Source organism: Guptibacillus hwajinpoensis, from assembly GCF_020171785.1.
Lineage (GTDB): Bacteria > Bacillota > Bacilli > Bacillales > Guptibacillaceae > Guptibacillus > Guptibacillus sedimenti.
In genome coordinates this window covers 242,857-264,630 of sequence record NZ_JAIVAE010000004.1, presented here as the reverse complement: position 1 = coordinate 264,630, position 21,774 = coordinate 242,857, and the positions used below count along the sequence as shown (strand labels likewise).

Here is a 21,774-nt window from a genome sequence, read left to right as displayed (position 1 = left end):
TATACAGTAAAGTCCGCCTGAGGCGGACTTTTAGGGCGTTTTTGTTTGTGAAGGGGGTCAGGCTCGCGCCTGACCCCCCTTTTTTTCACTCTCTCTTATTCTTCTTCCGTCAGTTGAAAATCTTCTTTAAACTCGTTTGCCATGTTTTCAAAGTAAGGATCACCGCTGATTTTTGTTAGTCGCTCTAGCTGAGTGATGTGAATCATATGGTATCTGTCACTTTGCACATGATGTTCGCGACAATAGTAACTAATCTCACCTTCTACGCGATACTCATCGAGATAGTGTTTTACTGTGGTGATGGCTCCCATCAAATGATTTTTCACATCTTCGTCTTTCTCTAACAAGTAATAATCATAGACGCCGTAAATCGCGAAAAGAAAACCATTTAATGCATGAGTTGGGTTTTCTTCAGGATATTCTTCAAACCATAAGTAGCCTTCTTGATCTATGAGTGATACCCATGTTTCATTATCCTCTTTTACATCCTCCATGCTTTGAAAAGTTTTTTCAGCCGCAGTGAGATAGTCTTCTTTTCCTGTGGAGCGATAAAGTCTTGTAAAAGTAGAGAGAACTTCACCTTGTGCCATCGCAGAATACCATGGTCCTTTTAAAACATCTTCTTCATCACCATGAAGATTGAAGTCGATTGAATAAGGAAAATACCAGGCACCCTCATGTTCATCTGCCATCTCAAGAAGCTTTTCCCCGTATAATTCAGCTTTTTCTAGGTACGCCTGATCACCTTTTTGGTCATAGCTTTTTAGAAATGATTTGGCATACAATCCGATCTTTAACGGATTGTAATAGAGATCCTCTCCGTTTTTCGTTAAAATAATACCCTTCTCATCTGTTGGAAAATCTGGATTTAAGGGCACAACGGATCCGCTATATGGCACTTTATCTAATGGTAAATCGACGAGATCAAACGTTTCTAAGCGAAAGCCATACTCTTCATTAATTTCCGCCCCTGTCATCACTTGATTAAATAGGACAGAACCTATTAATAGAATCACAACAGTAAATGTGAATACGTACACGTTTTTCTTAAGTATCTTCCCCACTTTTTAAATCCCCCATATCCTTTTATGTAACTTCAATTCCCATTTATGACAATTATTAGATTACCATAGAATGACAGATAATAGAGGGGAACTTAAAAACCTTTCCCACATTCTTTGTTAATTTCTTCACAATTTCTTAACACACAAAATCGCTCAAACACGTTATGCTAGAGTCAAATGGGATAGTCAAGGAAGGAGGTTGTGTTCATGGGAGTCCAACTCCGTAAAGGCATGATTGATCGTCGAACCTACCTAATTCGTAAGCTACTGAATTCACCTGATAACCGGAAAGATCTTAGTAAGTTACACCAGCTCACGTTAACCGAGCTTGAGAAGATGTATGCGAATGATAGTCGGAATAAACAAGTGTTGTAGATGGTAATGAAGTTCAATAGATAATTAAACCGCGTATTGTCCGCCTCGGGCGGACAATACGCGGTTTTTGTTTGTTGAGGGGGTCAGGCTCGAGCCTGACCCCCTACGATTTCTACTCTATTAAAATGCAAACCTGCTCGCTTACGTAAGTGATTCTCTAGCCCTCCATCATAAGCTACGATAAAACAAGTCGCTGGACCAGAAGATTTATAGAGATCAAGTTCAGCCCGAACCATCCTCTCCTCAACCTCCACATCCTCCTCTACAAGCTCATTCAACTCATAAAGAATCCCTTTTGAACCTACGGGAAGAACTGCTTGAACACCATCCTGCTCACTGATCCAGCAAAACAGGTCAAGTGGAGCGATCTCACTTGCTTCCTTCACCACTTTGTCTCCAACAAGAGGCTTGCCAATTACCGCGAATTTCGTTGCATCATCTAAACGGACCTCCGGTAACTCATCCTTCCGCTTCCCAACGACCACAACGCCAAGCGCCGATTGAAGCATTGGCATGTTCGTTTCCGAGCTCCCTGTAATCGTGATCTCATGGTTGAACCCAAGCTCTCGTTTTCCACGTTCCACCCCGCTTACGAGCGCTTCCCACTCACGGTCTCCACAAAAATTATGCATCACAACAGAAACCGGTACTCCGCCAAGAGCGATGTTTTCCATCACCGCGACGCGAAACGCATAATAAGAAACAACATCGTATGGAACCGCTACATGATCTTGTTCTTTCATGCCAATCGCGCCGCTGTTATCGCTTGTGATGATGAGGGTTTCGGCGCCAAGTTCAATAACTGTGCCATCTCTCATAAGCTTGCGAGTCCTCTTTTCTCAAAAACCGGCACAAGGCGCGGGATTAAAATCAATGCAAGAGCGAGGTTCAAGACTGATGCAATTAACAGACTCGGAACCACTGCCACGTAAAATCCTGTGCCTAAGAGGAATAAGAACGGAAGCGGTGCGACAAGTCCATTCCCGATCGCAAACGTAGCGGATGCCCACTTCGACTTTTTCGCTTCATACAGTTTTCCAAATAGCCAGACGAGTGCGGACATTTCCGCTGCGATGAAGACGTGCATTGGACCGAGTGGAAAACCGACGATCAGCGCAGATAACAGATGCCCGAAGCTTGCGATTAACGCCCCGCTTCTTTTTCCAAGAAGAACTGCGGCGATAAGCGCTGGAAAAGCATCGAGCGCGATACTTCCAACCGCTGACGGCATTTTAAGAATAGCACCAACGACGGAGAGTGCTATGAACATCGCAAGAAGACTTGCGCGTTTTCCAGACATGCGTTACTCTCCTTTACGCTTCCCGCCGCGGAACACCTTTGCGCTTCTTGCGTACTCAATGTCTTTTACGTTTAAGCGGAAGTTGACCACGCGTGCAAGCGCGAAAAAGTAGTCGGATAGTCGGTTTAAGTATTTCATTGGAACGGTTGGCACGTTCTCAGCTTGCTTCATCAATGTCACCACATGACGCTCGGCGCGACGTGTGATCGTCCTTGCGATGTGAATCGTCGCGGATGGTTTGCTGCCTCCTGGGAGGATGAACTTTTCAAGAGCCGGGGCTTCTTCAATGAATTCATCAATTCGCCCTTCCAGGTATGTGATCGATTCTTCTTTTAACTTTAATTCACGCTTTGGCGAAACGTTCGCCAGGTCGCCACCGCAGTCAAAAAGCTCATGCTGAATTTTTTCAAGGTCGTCGATTAGGTCGTTCAGCGAACCTTTTCCAAGTTCACTTAATTCCACGATCGCTTGTCCGACGAACCCGTTCACTTCATCGACCGTTCCGTAAGCGTCAACGCGCACATCGTCTTTGTCGACTCTACCTCCGATAATACTCGTTTTTCCTTCGTCACCTGTTCGCGTATAAATTCTCATCCCTTTTCCCCCTTTGATTATTTAAGCTGTTGATTCAGTCCATACCAGATCACGTCAACGCGGTCGGCTACGGCAGCGAGATCCTGGTATGCCCATCCGGTTAAATCGCGCCAGTCGCGGTCTTCTTTTTCCATCGGAACAATGCCTTTTGTAATATCCGTGCCTATGATGACAACGGTTCGTTCATGACGCTCGCTTTCCCAAGTGCGCCAAATTCCGAGTAGCGACTGCCAGATTGCTCGGCATTCTTCCAGTCCTGATTCGGCCGTTAACCCTTTGAGCCACTGTTCTACGCCTTCTAGAACGACCACATCTCCGTAAAACCGACTTACATTAAGCGGAATTTTCGTTTGATCATAAGCCGATTTCCAGCAATGATCTTCGGTTAAACCGTAGAAGTTCTTCACCCATTTTGTTTTGCCGTTATAGGCACCACCCGTAACGAAGTGCATCGCGCGTCCCTCCTTAGATCTTCTCGTTTCCATTCAAGCTCAACTGCCGAACCGTGCGGAACTTTCCATTCCCAAAACGATCGCTCCTCAGGGGCGTATTTCATTAACAAGTAGCGAATCACCCCGCCGTGCGTTGTAAGGAGCACTTTTTTATGCAACTGCAAATTCATTTGTTCTACGAGCGCTTGAAATCCCTGATCAATTCGCTCCGTAAACTGCGCGAAGCTCTCCCCGCCAGGCGGCGCATCCGCGAGCGGATCGGACACCCAGCTTTGATATTGCTTATCATGTTCAAGGTCGGCATACGTTTTCCCTTCCCATTCGCCAAAGAGGATTTCGCGAAAAAGCGGCATCGAAATCGCTTTTCGGTTCGGAAAAAGTCGTTTTGTCGTTTGCATGCACCGATCCAGGTCGCTCGTAAAAATCAAATCGTAGTCATCCGCCACGTCCGCAAATGCTGCGTCTTCACTAATCGACGGATTCGTCCATCCAATATACGCCCCGCGTTTATTGTCTTCCGTTACGCCATGACGAAATAATGTAATAACCACACGCTCATCCATAAAAGCCCCTCCATTCCTTCAACGCTTGCGCCAAGCACATCGCCCGTGATGCCGTTAAACCATCTTTGGCTATTTCGTTTCATTCCGAGAGCCACAAGGATCGTGACAGCACTTAAGAATAGCGTCATCCAAAACGCTTCGACTGAAATGAGTAAGGAAGCCCCGGCGATCAAAAGCCAATAAAACGGATAAACCCATAGGCATGACCGTTCGATCCCTTTTTGAAAAAAGGCGGCGAGCCCCTTCTCTTTTGAAGGCCGTATTAAAACGAGAAACGCACCCATCACAGTTTTACTAAAAAAGGGAATCAGGATAATAAGGAAATACGAAACGTCCTGCGCCAGTTGCGCGATTTCATAGAGAAACAGAAACTTAGCCGCAAGCAGGACGATCACCGATAAAACGCCAAACGCCCCAGTGCGCGGATCGTTCATAATCTCTAGCCGCTTCTCAAGATCGCGATACGAAAAAAACGCATCGCTCGCATCCATCCAGCCGTCAAGGTGAAGGCCACCTGTCAGCACCATCATAAACAGCCAGACGAAAAACGTTGCCGCAAGTGTTGAAAACGGCGTCCACTGAAGCAAGGTGTACAGAAGACCTGACGCCAACATCCCCTGAAGTAGTCCGAGTAACGGAAACGTTTGAACCGAACGCGTGAGCTGCTTCGGACCCATCGGGATTTCACGCCGAACTGGAATGACGGTAAAAAACTGAAGGTTGATCAGCATTCCCTGCCATAAGTTCATCGGTTCTCACCTTGAAACATGAACGATTTGATCAGCTCCCATTTCAGATGAGGCTTAAGCTCATTCGCAAGATCGTCATACGTTTTTTCTTTTAACTGCTTGCGATTGATTTGTTTCTGCTCTGGTAACCCTTTTTTCGCTCGAAGTCCATTCAGCCAAACTGTGCGCCACTCATCATTATGAAAAAGGTGATGCAAATACGTGCCGATGACGCGCCCACCTTCTCCGTAGTACCCTTCAGGCCGATCGTCAATCTTGAGAAACGGCGTTGCCGGATGATCGAAAAGCGTTTCGCCAAGATGAATTTCGTATCCCTGGATTGGCGAGCCGGTTTCTGTGTTTACCCCGCTCACTCGAATCGTCGTTTTCACTTCATGAAACGTCGTTTTTGCGGGTATCAGTCCGAGACCGTTTAGCTCCGTTCCTGCTTTCCCAGTATCTGAACCATGTTCGTCAATCAGCTTCTCGGTGAGCATTTGATAGCCGCCGCAAATGCCGACAACATTTCCACCACTTGCGGCATAGCTTTTTAACGCATCTTCAAATCCGAGCTTCTTCATCCACTGTAAATCGCTGATCGTGCTTTTCGTTCCGGGAATGATGATCGCATCCGGCGCGCTCAGTTCACGCGGATCCTGCACCCAGCGAATCGTCACGTCTTCTTCGTTAAACGGCTCGATGTCGCTGTAGTTTGAAAGAAACGGAAGCTGGATGACGGCGATCTCAAGCGAACCTGTTTTATGTAAAAAGCGATCGGTCAGCGAAAGCGAATCTTCTCCTTCAACGCGGTGGTTCACATACGGGAGCACCCCGACGATCAGGATGCCCGTGCGCTCTTCAAGCCACGTGATGCCATCTTCGAAAAGGGCTGGATCACCGCGAAATTTATTAATCAGTATTCCTTTTACCCTCGCCCGCTCTTCTTTCTCAAGGAGCTCAAGCGTACCAACAATGCTTGCGAACACGCCGCCCCGATCAATGTCTGCGACAAGGAGAACAGGAACATCCGCCATCTCCGCTACTTTCATATTCACAAGCTCGCGATCTTTTAAGTTCACTTCAACTGGACTTCCTGCGCCTTCCATGACGATCACGTCATATGTTTTGCGAAGGTGATCAAGCGCGAACGCAATGCTTTCAAGCCCCATTTCATAATAGGACTGACGGTAGTCTTTGCCGGAAAGCGTACGGTAAGACGTGCCGAATTGAATCACTTCGGCATGCTGATCGGAGCGAGGCTTCAGCAGGATCGGATTCATCCACACGCTCGCTTCCGTTCGTGCGGCTTCCGCCTGAGCGCCCTGCGCTCGGCCGATTTCTTTGCCTTCAATCGTGACGTAGGAGTTGTTGGACATGTTTTGCGATTTAAACGGCGCCACCGCGTAGCCTTCATTGGCAAGAAGGCGACAGAACGCCGTCACGATCAAGCTTTTGCCAACATCGGATGCCGTTCCCTGAATCATGATCCCGTTCATACGCCTTCCCCTTTCATCCGTTGCGGGATGCCATTTTCAACTACATACGCTTCGTCAGCTTTTGAAACGATCCATTGATGAAGCTCGCCAAGTTGCCTTGCATAAACGTCGACGAGACCGCTTAACGGCTCATAACCAAGTTCATTGCTAACGATGATTAGCGCTTCTGAGCGTTCATTAAGTTTTTCGATGTCATGCTGAATTTTTTGTTTCGTTTGTTGTTGAAATAGCTCGTCTTGCCAGTTCTCTTTTTGAAAAAGTTCATTGGAAAGAAGGGTGGTGACGCAATCAAGGAGCACCACGGCATTTTCGTTTAAAGATGACGCGACGCTTCCAATATCCGTTGCGCATTCCACTGTTTCCCATGGAACATTGGCAGATGCGCGATCATGCTGATGACGTGCGATGCGTTTTTGCATTTCGATATCGCTTGGCTGTCCACAGGCGAGGTAATGAAGGGTGCCGCTTGTTGGGCGGAGCGAAGCCGCTCGCTTTTCCGCAAAACGACTTTTTCCACTTCTTACGCCGCCGGTTATGAAGATTAGCTGCGCCATGAGGTGAGCACCTCCCTTAATCGCTCGTTTTCCTCCGGCTTGCGGACCGCAAATCGGAGCCACCTGCCGTCTAGTCCAGGAAAGTTCTCCGTGTGTCTTGGAACAATGCCTTTTTTCATAAGAAAGCTTAGAAGTTCCGATTGATCTTCTAATTCAGGGTCTCGTAGAAGGTAAAAGTTCACGCTTGAGTTGGAGTATGTAAAATGATTTTCCTCGAAAAAATAGAAGCACTTCTCTCGTTCTAGTTCGATCATTTGATGGGTTTCGGCTACAAAATCAGTTTCTTGGAGGCACAGTTCGCCAGCGTGTAGCGCCAGAGCGTTGACGCTCCAGTGCGGCTGAAGCTTTTTGATCGCTTCGATCACTTCTGGATGAGCCAACATGTAGCCGAGACGAAGTCCTGGAATGGCGTACATTTTCGTAAGGGAGCGAAGAATCATCAGGTTGGAAAAGGGGGCGAGAAGTGATGAGAACGATGAGTCATCTCCTACAAAGTCCGCGAAAGCTTCATCAATGATGATGGCGCAATCGTACCTTTTCGCCGCTTCGACTAAAGCGAGAATGGACGCGGGGTCATACGTAACGCCGGTTGGGTTGTTTGGGGTACAAAGAAAAACCGCATCAACGTACGGCATTTTTTCAGCCAGGTGTGAACCTAACGCCCATTCTCCTTCTTCGAGGGTATGGTAGGTCACTTCGCATCCCGCACGAAGGCAAGCCGTTTCATATTCAGAGAAAGTCGGTTGAACGATGCAAACGCGCTTCCCCGCTAAATAACGACCGACAAGCGTAATTAGCTCAGCGCCTCCGTTACCGATAAGCAGCTGATTTTCTTCCACGTCATGGACGTTCGCGAGCTTTTCTATTAAGCGGGCGGCATGCGGATCAGGATAAGTTGTGATGAGATCGAAAGCGTCTTCCCATGTTTCTTTAAGAGACGGCGGCGGTCCGAGCGGATTCAGGTTCGCACTGAAATCAATTGTACGCTCGGGCGAGTCGATTTGGAGTGCTTCGTATAAATAATGCGTGTTAGCGCCATGAGATGGTAGCGTCAATGAGGAGCCCTCCGATCCAGAGAATAAGTAAAAATAGAATGCTTGCGCGATTCATGATTTTGATCGCTTTTGGAATATGTAGCGCGCTTAGCTTCATAATGGGATCTCCCATACGCGCGCGGTTTGAAACGATGCCTTTGTATGTGTTCAAGCCACCAAGCTGTACGCCAAGAATCGCAGCGGTTGCCGCTTCGCCCCAGCCGCTGTTCGGACTTGGATGCTGTTTGGCATCGCGAAAAAGAACGTGCCAGGCGCGGCTGGTGGTCGAGTGCTCCGGCCGTTTGACGAGAATCATACAAATACCGGTTAGCCGCGCTGGAATCCAGTTCACCACGTCATCAAGCTTTGCGGATGCGTAGCCGAATTCTCCGTACTTATCGTTTCGATAGCCGACCATGGAATCACACGTATTGATGGCGCGATAGACAACCGCGCCGACACTTCCGCCAATTAGCGCCCAGAATAAAGGAGCTGTGATGCCGTCGCTCGTGTTTTCAGCGACCGTTTCAACGGTACCGCGTACGACTTCGCTTTCGTTGAGGTTTGCTGTGTCACGACCGACGATCCAGGAGAGCTTTTCGCGCGCTTCTGTCATATGACCGTCTTGTAGCGGTTCGTAAACATCAAGCGCGGCATTCCGCAGGCTTTTTTGTGCGATCGTAGTGGCGATCAGGATCGCTTCATAAAATATACCGACGAGCGGGTGAAGCGTGTAGGCAATGGTAACGGTAAGACCGGTGATGCTGATGACGGTGACGATCACGGTTAGTATCATGAGCGCACCTTTTTGCTTGCGGTTCTGGCCGTTGTTCCAGCGTTTTTCAAGGAAGCTTATGAGCTTGCCAAATCCCTTTACCGGATGCGGCCAATTGGGCGGATCGCCAATCAGGCGATCCAGGAAAAACGCTACGGTGATAGCAAGCAGGTGGTTTAAAATCATTTCGAGAGCCTCAAGCGATAGTTCTCAAGCGCCTCCGTCGTACACGTATAAACGCCTTCACTGATCAGTTTTCCAAGCGTTGTAATCGTTCCGGCATACGCCTGGTGCTCGCCTCGCTGAGTGGCGGCAATCAGGATGCTGTCGGTTGACGTTCCGGTTGCCGTGGTGCCTGTCACCGCGTCTTTTACTTGCTGGTCGTGCATTACTTTTACTTTCGCTTCCGTTGCCGTCATAATGCTTTGAATGAACGCTTCGTCTGTGAGCGTGCCATTCACGAAAACCCACGTATTAATCGTTCCCGGAAGCGGTTCGTATACGTGCTCACGGCTTTTCGACGCATCAACGGCATTGCCGACGCCAGCAGTCACAACGACGAAAACAGAAACGTCATCGTCTTCAATGAGGCGATAAGCGACGTCCTCGAGCCGAACGGCCGTCATCATGCCAACTGTTTCCGTTGGATCGATGCCGTGTGCTTCAAGAAAGCTCGTCATCTCCCCTTTATGATCGGTGCAGTTATACGTTTTATCGACGTGACGGTTTACAAAGGTGCGGTACCAACCTGTTCCTGAGCCAACAACGCCGGAAGACATCGTTCGGAGCGGGAATGGTGCGTTCAGGGTGATCATGTCATTTTGATGGGCAAGCCATTTTTCCGTAATACGAAGATCACTTAAATCCTCCGCCTGCTTTTCCGGCAGAAGCAGCATTTGCGGCTTTGGCACGGTTGGATGCGGATGCTTCTCGATTTTCGTTCTGTAAACGGACTGAATGCGCTCCTCGTTTAACACGTCATTTGGCTTGTTGTGCAGGTTGATTTGGCCATTTTCAAGAAGAAGAAGGCGGTCACAGTAAAGTCCAGCCAAATTCAAATCGTGAAAAATCGAAATCACCGTAAGACCCTGTTCCCGCGTCCACCTTTTTAACAAATCAAGTAGCTCTTTTTGATAAGAAAGATCAAGGTGATTCGTTGGCTCGTCTAGCAAAAGAATTTCAGGTTCTTGCGCTAGCGCCTGAGCGAGAAAAACGCGCTGGCGCTCACCGCCAGAAAGCTCATTCACGTAGTGATCTTCAAAACTTGCGATGCCGGTTTGCGCCATCGTGCGCTGGACGACGGCTTCGTCATGTTCGCTCCACGATTGGAACCAGCCGGATTGATGGGCGTAGCGACCGAGCGAAACGGTTTCTTTGACCGTGTACGGAAAAGCCTGCTCCGCGTGCTGTGGCAGGACCGCGAGCACGCGCGCCAGCTGTTTCGCTGAGTAGCTTGCAATCGGCTTTTCTTTTAGCAAAATGGAGCCTGATTTTGCTTTTAAAATGCCGCTAACCATTTTAAAAATCGTCGTTTTCCCGCTTCCATTTGGACCAACGATTCCGAGCAACTCGCCTCTCTCTACATCAAACGAGATGTCGTCGAGCACGTCGTGACCGGGGTATCCTCCTGTAACAGATTGTACGCTAAGCATGCTTATCCTCTACTTTCTTTACGTCTTCGAATTAAAATAATGGCAAAAACCGGCGCACCAATGAGCGATGTGATCACGCCGATTGGAAGCTCTGTTGGTGAAATGATCGTGCGTGAGATCAAGTCAGCGACGATCAGAAAAGCGGCACCGAGTAAAATTGAGAGCGGCAGTAAATGGCGATGATCCGGTCCCCATAAGAGGCGCGTTAAGTGCGGAATCACGAGACCAACAAAGCCGATCGTTCCAGACACAGCGACGGCCGCGCCTGTTAAAATCGAGCCGCCAATCAGGATCCAGAGCTTTCGTTTCGCAACGTTTACGCCGATATGCTGAGCGCGCTCTTCGCCAAACGACATGGCGTTCAGCTCTTTCGTACTAAAAAGGAGAATGCCTGCGCCAATGATGAAAAAGGGCAGGATAATCCCGATATATTCCCAGCCGCGCATGGACACGCTTCCGAGGAGCCAGCCGATGATCTGTCTTAGTTCCTCTCCGGTTAGCGCGATCATGAGCGATAGGAGCGAGCCAAGAAAGGAGCTAAACACGATTCCTGTTAGGATAATCGTCTCGACGCGCATCGATCGTTCGATTTGTCGTGCAAAGAAAAGCACGAGGAAAATCGTGAGAATCGAAGCGGCGATGCTCATAACAGGAAGGGTGAACATCCCAACAAACGGAATGGATAGGTTGAAAAAGAGCACGAGCACAGCTCCGACCGATGCGCCAGATGATACGCCGAGGACGTACGGGTCGGCTAATGGATTACGTAATAAACCTTGAAAGGCGGCTCCTGCTATCGCAAGAGACGCCCCCACAAGACCTGCCAGGATGACGCGTGGCAGGCGAATATCCATCACAATCGTTGTAAACATCGGATCTGTTTTTCCTAAGGAAGGCAGGTGCAGCACTTCGGTTCCGATTAATTTTAAAATCGTGAGCACCGGGACGGAAACGGTGCCGATGGAAATGCCGAGTAGCATCGCGGCAATCAAAAGCCCTGTCGCAATCGGATAGGCAATGAACCGCTTATTCAGCAAAAACATCCGGGTAAACCGCTTTTGCAAGTTCCTCTACTCCTTCAACGAGACGAGGGCCTGAGCGCGTTACGAGGTCCGAGTGCACGTCGACAACTTGCTCTTCTTTTACCGCCGTTACGTTCTGCCAGCCGTCGCGGCTTAACACTTGCTCGATTGGGTTCTCTGTATAATAACCGTACGTTGTGATGATCACGTCAGGGTCTGCTTGAATGATCGCTTCCTGATCGATTTGGTTCCATCCTTCCTCGTCGTGCGTCACGTTCTTCGCATGAATCATCGAAAGCATGTCATCCATGAACGTATTTTTCCCTGGAGAGAAGATTTCAGGGGCAGGTGCAACTTCGACGAAGACCTCTTTCTCATCTTCTTCAGAAATGTCTTCCGCTTTTGCTTGAATGTCTTCAAGCTGCTGCTTCATATCACTGATGGTTGTTTCGGCTTGTTCGGTTTCACCTGTTGCTTGTCCGATCATTTCGATTGATTTGTACACTTCTTCAAAGCTTTTTGCATCGTTTACCACAAGTACAGCAATGCCCGCATCGCGAAGCTGTTGAAGACCAGCTTCTGAGTTATGTGCGCTTGATCCGTGGGCAAGTACGAGATCAGGCTTGAGCGAAATGATTTTTTCGACGTTAAATTCCATGCCGCCGATTTTCTCAATGTCAGCCGTTTCTTCCGGATAGTTCGCGAAATCTGAAACGCCGACAACTTCTTCACCAGCGCCAAGGTCGAATAGAATTTCCGTGTTACTTGGAATGAGGGAGACGATTTTCTCAGGGTCTTTCTCGATTGTCACTTCCTCATCGAGCGCATCGGTGATGGTTACTGGGAAAGCGCTATCTTCTGACTGTTCAGCCTGGTCTGTTGTTCCATTTCCTTCATTCGTTGCACCGTTTTCCTCGCTTGCGCCGCAACCAGCGATAATTCCTGTCACGAGAAAAAGTAAGACGAGTAGTGAATAAAGCTTTTTCATGTGTGTTTCTCCTCCTGTTAGTGTGATGTCTCTCTAAAATAAAAAAATCCCCACGCCGGAGGGCATGAAGATGGTCGAATGGAAGTAACGGCAGCCAAAAGCTACACCTGAATCCGTTCGCACATCCCTATCCTCGTAGGCTGTTCGCGCTAGATTCAGGCAGGTCTCCTGGCTCATGGTTCTCGCGTGCTGCTCCTTCCCATTCGTTGTGCGAACAGTGGATTCTGCAGCAAGCGACCATTTACAGTGGCGGGACCGCGCTGGAATTGCACCAGCTTCCCTTTTAAGTCTTCATTGAAAAGACACCTGAATCGATCACTATGAAATTTCGTAACAAGTTTATTATACATGATTGTATGAGTGGGGGGAACTGTTGTCTTTTTAGGGGGTCAGGCTCCTCTCTGGCACCGCACGACTTTCTTACTACCTTCTCTTCGTTAAGAAATACAAAAACCAGACGGAGTGGTTTTGCTCATCTAAGGCTGCTCCAGTGAACGCCTCTTTGATGAACGGATTATTCGTTTGATCAGCCACTCTTCTATAGAAATCTGCTGCGTCTTGTTCATCGTTCACTGAAGCATCCAGTCCCGCCCAATAGTTTGTCGGACATACTTCGGTTAGCTTTGGAGAAGGCTCTTGACCGGTCAGTTGGGTATAAATGGACTTGAACAATTTAAAGTGCCTTTTCTCATCTTTTCGAATTTCTAGAATGCGATCTCGCTCGGTTTCATTCGGAGCGAGCTGAGCTAACTTTTTGTAACACTGAATGGCGCTATATTCTCCGTTAATGGCAGTCGCAATGTCTTCTTCGAGGGTGCGATAGTATGGGTACATGATTGAACTCCTTTTTTGCATGTGATAGGCACAGTATATGGGGAGGGGGTCTGGTTCGAGCCTGACCCCCTTCGCTTTGTTCACGTCGATGACCCTTACCCCTCAACGGTTCGAAGGGATTTTCATATTTATAAAAAGCAGCAAAAGTGTCTCTCTATGGAGGACACTTTTGCTGCTTTTGTCTTTTTGAGGGGTCAGGCTCGAGCCTGGCCCCCTCCTTGCCCCCACCTACACATTCTCCTGCTTCAACGTATCTACAATATTGTTCTTCTCTAATTTCTTAATCGAGTAGAGCATCGCCGAACCAACGATGATGAAGATGGCGACGACGACAAAGAGAAGGCTCATCCAGGGAAGAGTAAACCCATAGACAAATGTATTTCTAAATGAGAGATACATCACATACATGATCGCAATGCTAAGTGGAAATCCGTACAAGATTGCCTTCATGCCATAGAAGATGCTTTCGTAGTTCATCATTTTATTAAATCCTTTTGGTGTCATGCCAATCGATTTTAGCATCGCAAATTCTCGCTTTCGAAGCGAAATGCTTGTCGAGATCGTATTGAAAATATTCGCGATGGAGATAAGCGATATCAAGGTAATAAATCCGTACGTGAAGACTGACATAAAGAGGATCATCTGCTGATCACGCTGTCGATTTTGGAACACATTGTAAACGTATAGATCGTTTCGTTCTCCTTCTTCAATCGCTTCCTGCGTCGCCATTGGATCCGAACTATTCATGTAGAGGTTCGTTTGAACAGTTTCTTCCACACTTGTATCCATCAACTGATTCATGGTTTCCTCTGAAACAATAACGTCAATTCCACCTGCGCCAGACGCACTCACTCCCATTGGCACCTCATCGGCTAAGGCTCCAATTTGAACTTCATTTATTAATGTTGCTTCTTCTGTTTCATAATTCATCGTGTAAAGTTCAATCTTTTCACCAGGTTCGGTGTTAAGGGCTTTCGACTCCTTAAATTGACCTGACTCGCGATCTCTATAGGAGATGTTTTCAATGACAATCCCGACCTCATCCGTTAATTTCTCCACATCCACGCCTACCTTTTTCGCATAAGCATGAAAGCTTTGGTCATCTAATCCATGTAAAACCGCATTATATTGGTATTTGCCATCCTTCAAAAGGCCGTAATCCTCCGTTAAGGTTTTTTCTAGATCTTCTGGGACAGCATTAGGATCCACAAATGTCGTGAGGTGTAGATCATTAATAAAAGTGGATTTTGTGACATTTTTGAGCTTCGTAAACGGCTCGAGATCTTCTTTCCCTACTCTCTGTCCACTTACTTGAATATCAAAATTGATGTTTTGCTGTGAGAGCTCAAGAGATTTTTCTAAATTCGATGTAAAATAGGACACCGACAAGAAAAGGATAATGCTGATGACAAGCGAGAAGACCGTCACTTGGTACCTTCTTTTATTCCGCTTTAAATTCTTCAAGCCAATTTCCGCTTCAATCCCAAATAATTTTCGAATAAACTTTGACGTTTTCACCCTCTTGCCAGTTAGCTTAATATCCTGAGTTTGTCGAATTGCATCAATGGCAGAGATCTTCGATGCTTTCCGCGCTGGCATATAGGATGAAATAAAAATCGTAATCACTGAAATCCCGCATGCTATAAGAATAGACATCGGTGTCGCCACCACGCGGAGCTTTTCCGTCCCTCCAAGCGCCCCTTCAATAAAGGAGTTAATGAACAGGAACGTCGCTGCAATGCCACCGAGACCAGCAAGAATTCCGATTGGAATACTGATGACACCAATAATCGCTCCTTCAAAAAAGACCGATGTTTGCTTTTGGCGTTTCGTCGCCCCGACGCTCGACAGCATCCCTAAGTGTCTCGATCGCTCCGACACACTAATCGCAAAAGCATTATAAATTAAAGCGACAGAACCAATGATGATCACGCTCATAATAATACCTGCTAGTAGTAGCATCGTTTTTAATAGATTATCGTTGTCCGTCACGCCATAGTAACGCAGCAGATCATCGTTAAACGAGACGTTTTCAATATTGTTTTCGCTCGCCAGCGTTTCTGCATGCTCATAAAGGGACCGTTTCACTTTATTTAAAACCACCACGGCATCGACTTTATCCGTACTGTTCATGAGGCTTTGGTCAACATAACTAATCGCTGTATAACCAGGTGCCCAGGCTGGCTCCCAGGAAGGACGTTTGATTGTTCCAACGACCGTGTACGTTCTGGACTCCGTCTTTTCTAATGATTCACTGGCACCCTCCACACCCGTTTGTAGCGGATCATTTTGAGAAAAAGGATGAAGGACCCCTTCCATCTGGCGTTCGCCAACATCGACTGTAAGTTGATCGCCAATCTCAAGGTTCATGCCTGAATTCGCTAAAATTTCTTCAGACAACACAATTTCATCATCATCCTTCGGCAAGCGCCCTTCACTTATTTCGATCGGAAAGTTGTTAAATCCCTGTTCATTGTATTCTTTAATAAATAGATACGGCTTGCTTTCATTTTGTGGCTCGTCTAATTTGGCATAACCGACATTATTGGCGAGAGCGAGCGTACTGGTCGATTCGTCTTTTTCAATGGCTTCAATTTGATCCGTATTGACGTTCTCATATTGAACGTGCCATTCGCCATCTGTTGCGATCGATTGTCGCTGGAGAAGATCCATGAACGAGACGCCAAGCGTGGCAACTGCGGTTACCATTGCGACAGAAATAATGACGCCTATGATGGTAACGAGCGTCCGCCTCTTGTTTTCTTTTAAATGCCTGACGGTCAATTTGTTCACGATGTTCATGGACGAATCACCTCGTCTTTGGCAATCCTTCCATCTTCAATGGAAATGACGCGATCCGCTTGGAGCGCGATCCGTTCATCATGCGTAATCACAATAAGCGTTTGGTTGTATGTTTTATTAAACATTTTCAGAAGTTCCATGATTTCGCTACTGTTTTGACTATCCAGATTTCCAGTCGGCTCATCGGCGAGCATTATCGACGGATTACTAATAAGCGCTCTTCCAATGGAAACCCGCTGCTGCTGTCCTCCAGATAACTGGTTTGGCAAATGCCCCAGTCGATTTTGTAAGCCTAGCGTGTTAACAATATTCTCAAGCTGGTTCTTGTCGACTTTGTGTTCATCTAATAGCATCGGAAGGGTCATGTTTTCTTCCACAGATAAGATCGGAATTAAATTATAAAATTGGTAGATGAGTCCAATTTGCCTTCTTCTAAAAATGGCAAGCTGCGTTTCATCTAGCTCATAAATATTGGTATTATCGACAAGAACACTGCCGCTTGTCGGTCGATCCACGCCGCCGAGCATATGAAGCAACGTTGATTTTCCAGAACCAGATGGTCCAATAATGACCACAAATTCTCCCTTATTCACCGAAAAGGAAACATCATCGAGCGCCTTCACTGCCGTTTCGCCTTTGCCGTACACTTTAGACAGATTTTCTATTTTTAAAATTTCCATTGCAGATTCCCCCATTAATTTAATGTATCTTCAGTTTATCTGCCTAAAATGACGGTAAAGTGACTCTTAAGTGACAGTTTCGTCACCTTGCCATTTTTAAACCACTTGCTTGTAAAACTTGATTCTAAACTCGGTCCCCGCGCCCTTTTCACTGATAACTTCAATGTCCCCATTCTGGCTCGTCACAATGCTGTACGCCATCGCAAGACCGATGCCTACGCTATCATCGCAAGCATTCTTCCCCCTATAAAAGCGCTTAAAAATGTACGGTAGATCTTCTTTTGGAATACCAATTCCGTTGTCAGCAATTGTGATTTCGGTATAGAGCGGGTTATCGGTATAGGAAAGTGAAATGGTCCCACCCTCTCCCGTATGCTCAACACAATTTTTCAAGATGTTAAGAAGCGCCTCAGACGTCCAGTTGAAATCACCATCGAATGTAATCGTATCATCTCCCGTGATCGAGAGATTTTGCTGTTTAATATCAACTGGAATGAGGATCGGTTCAATGGCTTTTTGGATCACCTGCCGAGGGGAAATACTTTCCTTTTTAAAGGCAATCGTTCCAGCATCTATTTTCGATAATTTCAATAAAGAAGAGACTAGCCATTCAATCCTTTCTAATTGAACGCGGATGTTTGTCGTGAACTCAACCCGCTTCCTCTCATCTAACTTCGGATCACTCACTAAATCCACCATGACGAGCATGGAAGTGAGCGGCGTTTTGAGCTGGTGCGAGATGTCTGAAATGGCGTTGGTTAGCTTTATTTTATCTTCTTGTAAAAGGGCATGCTGCTCTGAAAGCATCATTGTCACCTTATAAATGTCATTCTTTAAAATACTGAGCTCGCCCTCATGATTGTTTCTGACATCAAGCGTGTAATCGCCACTACTGACCTGCCTTAAATAGCCGGAAAGCTGCTCAATCTCACGGTAGCGCCACCTTGTAAAAAGCACAAAGCAACTGACGAGCAGGAGCGATGTGATGAAGGTGAAAAGCGCCGCATAAAAAGAGAGTGTGAACGCAGCGAGCCCCGTGGCGAGCACAATAATACCGGAAAGAATGAGAACAAAAAGCCGAATTTCGCGATTACGCCACAACCTAATCACCCACCTTATAACCTAAACCACGTACAGTTTTAATGATTTTCGGGCTCTGTGGGTTATCCTCTAGCTTTTCGCGAAGCCGCTTGATGTAGACTGTCAGCGTATTGTCGTTAACGAAATCACCAGCCACATCCCATATCCGTTCTAATAATTGATTTCTCGTTAAAACCTGTCCAACATGATTAGCGAAAATGAGGAAAAGCCTGTACTCAAGAGCCGTGAGGAGCACTTCCTCACCTTTCTTATATACTTTCCCTTCAAGCATATTGATTCGAATATCTTCAACCGTAATGACGTTTGTTGATTGTGGCTGCGGCTGCTTATTGTAACGACGCAACACTGACTTAATTCGTGAAAGTAGCTCACGAATGCGAAACGGCTTTGTGATGTAATCATCCGCCCCCATATCAAGCCCCATCACCACATTCACTTCATCATCAAATGCTGTGAGAAAAATAACCGGTACATCACGACGTTTCTTCACAAACTCACAAAGATCATATCCGCTACCATCTGGTAAGGATAAATCAAATAAACACAAATCGATTTTATGTAATTGCTCCGTAAGCACGTTCCGGGCCGATTGAGTATCATGGCAAACAATCGTCTCATACCCCTCGTTTTGCAAGGAATAGTCGAGTCCCGTCGCAATCGTTTTATCATCTTCAACCATTAATAGTTTCAATTGGAGCACCCTCCCTTTGGTTTGTTCTTTGATGGTGTTCTTTGATGGTGTTCTTTGATGGTGTTCTTTGATGGTGTTCTTTGATGGTGTTCTTTGATGGTGTTCTTTGATGGTGTTCTTTGATGGTGTTCTTTGATGGGGTCAGGTTCGAGCCTGACCCCTTCGCTATTCATTCCATTCAAATCCCTTGATAGATATGGCTTCAAAGTAACTAACGCCCTTTAATGAAATGTGAAAAGTGTCCCTGTGTGAGGAACACTTTTCACGCTTTTGTCTTTTGAGGGGGTCAGGCTCGTGCCTGACCCCCTGCCCCACTTTCAATTGTACAATATTTACAACACATATCCATTTGTAATTGCGGAATCACTTGAACCTTCCTATCACATTATAAAAAAGCCGTCAGTGGCTCACAACAAGTGAACCACTGACGGCTTCTATTTCCTTCAACTTACTCCTACCCTTACTTCGCTTCCTCCACCATTTTCTTCAAATCCTCGATCGTCTGCCCTTCAAACGGTTCACCGTTTACGAATAGCGCCGGTGTCCCGCTGACGTCTAAATCCTTCGCACGTTTAAGATCGTACTCCACCGCTTCTTCACCAGCACCGTCCTGAAATGCAGTGAGCACTTGCTCCGCTTTCTCTTCATTAGTGATTTCTTTCAACGTTTCGACGAGGTAATCTTCTGTATAAATATCCTGCTGTTCCGTTCCTTCGGTTTGCTTTTCATACATTAAGCTATGGAACTCCCAGAAAACGTCGTTGCCGAGCTCTTGGTACACGACTTCAGCAAATTCCGCCGAGCGATTGGAATCGACATTAATAAACGGATAGTTCATAAACGTAAATTTCACATCCCCCGTTTGAATTAGCTCCTGATCGATTTGCGGGAAAAACGATTGTTCAAACGATTTACAGTAAGGACATTTGTAATCACCAAATTCGATCACTTCCACCTGGGCATTTTCATCTCCAAGAAAAGGCTGGTTCATTGCTTCTTCACTCGACCCGCCCGAGTTTGATCCAGTTGTCATGATGATGACAACGACGATAATAACAGCCGCCGCAGCCGCTAATCCATACAACCACGCTTTCGGCTTCTGTTTTGACTTCGTCGCCTGGTTCTTCTTTTTATTTTTAGAATTTGCCATTATCCTTGAACTCCCTCACCTTGTTTTGAAAAAAGTTTAGCATCGACAGAAATCGTTCCACCACCGCTTATAAGTAGCGCGAGTGACATACCGAGAAGGGCGAGATCAAGCTCGTAACCTCCGATAAATCCCGTTCCGCTTTTCACCGTGAAAATCGCTCCGAGCATCACAATGATAAAAAGCGCAGCGACGATGCGTGTTCCGAGACCAACAATCATAAGCAGACCACCTACAAGTTCGATTGTTGCCACGACATAAGCTAATCCACCACTTATGCCAATGCTTTCAAAAAATCCAACGGTATTTTCAATTCCTCCTGCAAACTTATCAAATCCATGGACGGTGAAAATAACTCCAAGAGCGAGACGAAGGACGACTAGGGCGACGTTTGGTGATAATTTCATATATGATTTCTCCTTTGCATTGCACTACGTAGTGTAGTGTTCATTTTCGAAAAAGAATTAGGGTGTCGCCACCGTGAACATGACGGTTAACCCTAAGACGATAAAGACTGAATAAAGTATGGTTTCCACAGGCAGCGTAGCATGTACTTCTTTTTCAGGAGAAAGAATGTGCTGAATGCGGTCATTCACAGACGTATCTGCGAACGAAACGGCAAACGCGTGTCGCTGCCTGTACTCGTTTTTCAACAATTTTAAAAGTGCACTACTAAGGTCGAGCATATTGTTTGTTTGCAACATCGCGAATTTATCCGCCTCAATCTCCCTCAGCGTTTGATAGTGTTTCGATACCCATTTAAGGATCGGAACGTACCAGAGCGCGGTCACGAAAAGCGTGATGAGAAACTTTTTTAACGGGTCACGATGCTGTTGGTGAAATTGTTCATGACAAATGACGGCACGAAGCTCTTCTTCAGTAAGCATGTTCACAAGCGCAGTCGAAACTACGATCTTCGGCTTGATCAGCCCATATGTAAGTGCGATCGGTTCTTCGCTTGTGATAACGGTGATTTGGTTCAGATTATAGTGAACGATTACCTTCTTTGTAGCTGGGTCGTCTTGTAAAAGCGACACTCGTTTTGAAAAAGTAATGAACCGTGCAAACTGCTTCACGAGCACAATCACAACAAGCGTTAACGTTGAAAGAATCAGCACTTCTAAAAAAACATTCATCGATGATATGCCGATTGCGCGAAACAAGTTATGACAAGCTTCAAGAACGGTAAATATCAGATTCCAGTTTGAGAAAAGATGCAGACTGTACATCGCCATTTGCACGACCACAGCTGCGACGAGAAAAAGAGACAGCGTGAAAACAAGCCCTGTCTGTTTGATTTTCATCTTACTTCTCCTTTAGCTGCTTGATTTTTTGCTCAAGCTTTTCAATCAGAATAGGATCTGCTTCATCAAGCGCATCAAGCATATGATTAACCGCTAGCGGACCGAATTCATCCATCAAATCCTGCGTTAGCTCTTTCGACTGCGTTTGTAAAAACTCTTCTTTTGAGAAAACCGGCTTGAACATGGACGTTCGCTTCTCCGTTCTCTTCGCAAGTACGCCTTTATCAACAAGACGATTCATGACCGTCATCACCGTGTTAAAGTTCGTACTCTTTTCCTGATCAAGCTTTTGCTTCACATCTTTAATCGTCATCTCCGGACCATCCCAAAGAATGTCTATTATCTTCGCTTCAAGCGAACCAAAGAAACGATTCAACCCCGTCTCATTTGTCTTGAACTGCTGAATTTTCATCACGTCCACCTCACACTACACAGTGTAGTTTAAATGGATGGTGGGGTCAAGAGGAATTGAGGGTGTTCTTTGTGGGAGGACGTTTGTTTGCGGAGGGGGTCAGGCTCGCGCCTGACCCCCTACAACCTTTTTTCCCATTCGCCCTCTCTTCCCCTCCTCTTCTTTCATAAGCTAGTAGCATCGATAATCCTTGAACGAGCATGAAA

At 46.5% G+C, this 21,774-nt stretch carries 24 protein-coding genes and 1 riboswitch; of the genes, 1 reads left to right on the top strand and 23 read right to left on the bottom strand.

Translation table 11 applies throughout. From position 1 onward, the window contains the following. Positions 1 to 95: 95 nt before the first annotated feature. Positions 96 to 1,064, bottom strand: a complete 969-nt coding sequence (locus tag LCL91_RS22225) for a D-glucuronyl C5-epimerase family protein (RefSeq protein ID WP_224881675.1) — start codon at positions 1,062 to 1,064, stop codon at positions 96 to 98. 207 nt (positions 1,065 to 1,271) lie between these two features. Here LCL91_RS22225 and LCL91_RS08545 point away from each other — a divergent pair, with 207 nt between their 5' ends. Next, positions 1,272 to 1,439, top strand: a complete 168-nt coding sequence (locus LCL91_RS08545) for a hypothetical protein (RefSeq protein ID WP_224881673.1) — start codon at positions 1,272 to 1,274, stop codon at positions 1,437 to 1,439. Between the two features lie 83 nt (positions 1,440 to 1,522). On the opposite strand, the gene LCL91_RS08540 is transcribed toward LCL91_RS08545, so the two are convergent. The 22 genes from LCL91_RS08540 to LCL91_RS08435 all read right to left on the bottom strand — a co-directional run bounded on the left by LCL91_RS08540 (position 1,523) and on the right by LCL91_RS08435 (position 21,568). Beyond that, positions 1,523 to 2,257, bottom strand: a complete 735-nt coding sequence (locus LCL91_RS08540) for an ATP-binding protein (RefSeq protein WP_224881672.1) — start codon at positions 2,255 to 2,257, stop codon at positions 1,523 to 1,525. Continuing rightward, a complete protein-coding gene (locus LCL91_RS08535; RefSeq protein ID WP_224881671.1) occupies positions 2,254 to 2,739 on the bottom strand; it encodes an ECF transporter S component in 486 nt (161 codons plus the stop codon). The genes LCL91_RS08540 and LCL91_RS08535 overlap by 4 nt, the downstream gene beginning before the upstream one ends. A 3-nt stretch (positions 2,740 to 2,742) precedes the next feature. Next, the gene (locus tag LCL91_RS08530; protein WP_224881670.1) at positions 2,743 to 3,333 is read right to left on the bottom strand and encodes a cob(I)yrinic acid a,c-diamide adenosyltransferase; all 591 of its coding nucleotides are present in this window, start codon (positions 3,331 to 3,333) and stop codon (positions 2,743 to 2,745) included. A gap of 17 nt (positions 3,334 to 3,350) precedes the next feature. Next, entirely contained in the window at positions 3,351 to 3,785 is a 435-nt protein-coding gene (locus LCL91_RS08525; protein WP_165998514.1) for a bifunctional adenosylcobinamide kinase/adenosylcobinamide-phosphate guanylyltransferase, read from the bottom strand. After that, entirely contained in the window at positions 3,737 to 4,348 is a 612-nt protein-coding gene (locus LCL91_RS08520; RefSeq protein ID WP_224881669.1) for a histidine phosphatase family protein, read from the bottom strand. The genes LCL91_RS08525 and LCL91_RS08520 overlap by 49 nt, the downstream gene beginning before the upstream one ends. After that, positions 4,306 to 5,097 (bottom strand): adenosylcobinamide-GDP ribazoletransferase, encoded by a 792-nt coding sequence (gene cobS / locus LCL91_RS08515; protein WP_224881668.1) that lies wholly within the window; start codon positions 5,095 to 5,097, stop codon positions 4,306 to 4,308. Before cobS ends, LCL91_RS08520 begins: the two co-directional genes overlap by 43 nt. Further along, the gene (locus LCL91_RS08510) at positions 5,094 to 6,572 is read right to left on the bottom strand and encodes a cobyric acid synthase (RefSeq protein WP_224881667.1); all 1,479 of its coding nucleotides are present in this window, start codon (positions 6,570 to 6,572) and stop codon (positions 5,094 to 5,096) included. Before LCL91_RS08510 ends, cobS begins: the two co-directional genes overlap by 4 nt. Further along, positions 6,569 to 7,126, bottom strand: coding sequence for a bifunctional adenosylcobinamide kinase/adenosylcobinamide-phosphate guanylyltransferase (locus LCL91_RS08505; RefSeq protein ID WP_224881666.1), 558 nt, complete (start codon positions 7,124 to 7,126; stop codon positions 6,569 to 6,571). Before LCL91_RS08505 ends, LCL91_RS08510 begins: the two co-directional genes overlap by 4 nt. Next, on the bottom strand, positions 7,114 to 8,181 hold the full coding sequence (cobD, locus tag LCL91_RS08500; protein ID WP_224881664.1) for a threonine-phosphate decarboxylase CobD: 1,068 nt from the start codon (positions 8,179 to 8,181) through the stop codon (positions 7,114 to 7,116). The genes LCL91_RS08505 and cobD overlap by 13 nt, the downstream gene beginning before the upstream one ends. Continuing rightward, positions 8,156 to 9,121 (bottom strand): adenosylcobinamide-phosphate synthase CbiB, encoded by a 966-nt coding sequence (gene cbiB, locus LCL91_RS08495; RefSeq protein ID WP_224881662.1) that lies wholly within the window; start codon positions 9,119 to 9,121, stop codon positions 8,156 to 8,158. Before cbiB ends, cobD begins: the two co-directional genes overlap by 26 nt. Then, positions 9,118 to 10,587 (bottom strand): adenosylcobinamide amidohydrolase, encoded by a 1,470-nt coding sequence (locus LCL91_RS08490; RefSeq protein ID WP_224881660.1) that lies wholly within the window; start codon positions 10,585 to 10,587, stop codon positions 9,118 to 9,120. The genes cbiB and LCL91_RS08490 overlap by 4 nt, the downstream gene beginning before the upstream one ends. Positions 10,588 to 10,589: 2 nt before the next feature. Continuing rightward, entirely contained in the window at positions 10,590 to 11,630 is a 1,041-nt protein-coding gene (locus LCL91_RS08485; RefSeq protein ID WP_224881658.1) for a FecCD family ABC transporter permease, read from the bottom strand. Beyond that, positions 11,614 to 12,597: an ABC transporter substrate-binding protein gene (locus LCL91_RS08480; protein ID WP_224881656.1), complete on the bottom strand. Its 984-nt coding sequence runs from the start codon at positions 12,595 to 12,597 to the stop codon at positions 11,614 to 11,616. The genes LCL91_RS08485 and LCL91_RS08480 overlap by 17 nt, the downstream gene beginning before the upstream one ends. Positions 12,598 to 12,738: 141 nt before the next feature. Beyond that, positions 12,739 to 12,922: riboswitch (cobalamin riboswitch) on the bottom strand. Between the two features lie 98 nt (positions 12,923 to 13,020). Further along, positions 13,021 to 13,431, bottom strand: a complete 411-nt coding sequence (locus LCL91_RS08475; RefSeq protein WP_224881653.1) for a ferritin-like domain-containing protein — start codon at positions 13,429 to 13,431, stop codon at positions 13,021 to 13,023. Between the two features lie 228 nt (positions 13,432 to 13,659). Next, a complete protein-coding gene (locus tag LCL91_RS08470) occupies positions 13,660 to 16,233 on the bottom strand; it encodes an ABC transporter permease (protein ID WP_224881651.1) in 2,574 nt (857 codons plus the stop codon). Next, a complete protein-coding gene (locus LCL91_RS08465; RefSeq protein WP_224881649.1) occupies positions 16,230 to 16,913 on the bottom strand; it encodes an ABC transporter ATP-binding protein in 684 nt (227 codons plus the stop codon). Before LCL91_RS08465 ends, LCL91_RS08470 begins: the two co-directional genes overlap by 4 nt. A 96-nt stretch (positions 16,914 to 17,009) precedes the next feature. Beyond that, positions 17,010 to 18,014 carry a sensor histidine kinase gene (locus LCL91_RS08460; RefSeq protein WP_224881647.1) on the bottom strand — a complete coding sequence of 335 codons (1,005 nt, stop codon included), beginning with the start codon at positions 18,012 to 18,014 and terminating at the stop codon, positions 17,010 to 17,012. A gap of 1 nt (position 18,015) precedes the next feature. Beyond that, positions 18,016 to 18,705 (bottom strand): response regulator transcription factor, encoded by a 690-nt coding sequence (locus tag LCL91_RS08455; RefSeq protein WP_224881645.1) that lies wholly within the window; start codon positions 18,703 to 18,705, stop codon positions 18,016 to 18,018. Between the two features lie 460 nt (positions 18,706 to 19,165). Beyond that, the gene (locus LCL91_RS08450; protein ID WP_224881643.1) at positions 19,166 to 19,855 is read right to left on the bottom strand and encodes a DsbA family protein; all 690 of its coding nucleotides are present in this window, start codon (positions 19,853 to 19,855) and stop codon (positions 19,166 to 19,168) included. Next, positions 19,855 to 20,259 (bottom strand): DoxX family protein, encoded by a 405-nt coding sequence (locus LCL91_RS08445; RefSeq protein WP_224881642.1) that lies wholly within the window; start codon positions 20,257 to 20,259, stop codon positions 19,855 to 19,857. Before LCL91_RS08445 ends, LCL91_RS08450 begins: the two co-directional genes overlap by 1 nt. Positions 20,260 to 20,316: 57 nt before the next feature. Continuing rightward, positions 20,317 to 21,156, bottom strand: coding sequence for a M56 family metallopeptidase (locus LCL91_RS08440; protein WP_224881639.1), 840 nt, complete (start codon positions 21,154 to 21,156; stop codon positions 20,317 to 20,319). A gap of 1 nt (position 21,157) precedes the next feature. Continuing rightward, positions 21,158 to 21,568: a BlaI/MecI/CopY family transcriptional regulator gene (locus tag LCL91_RS08435; protein WP_224881637.1), complete on the bottom strand. Its 411-nt coding sequence runs from the start codon at positions 21,566 to 21,568 to the stop codon at positions 21,158 to 21,160. Positions 21,569 to 21,774: the final 206 nt, after the last annotated feature.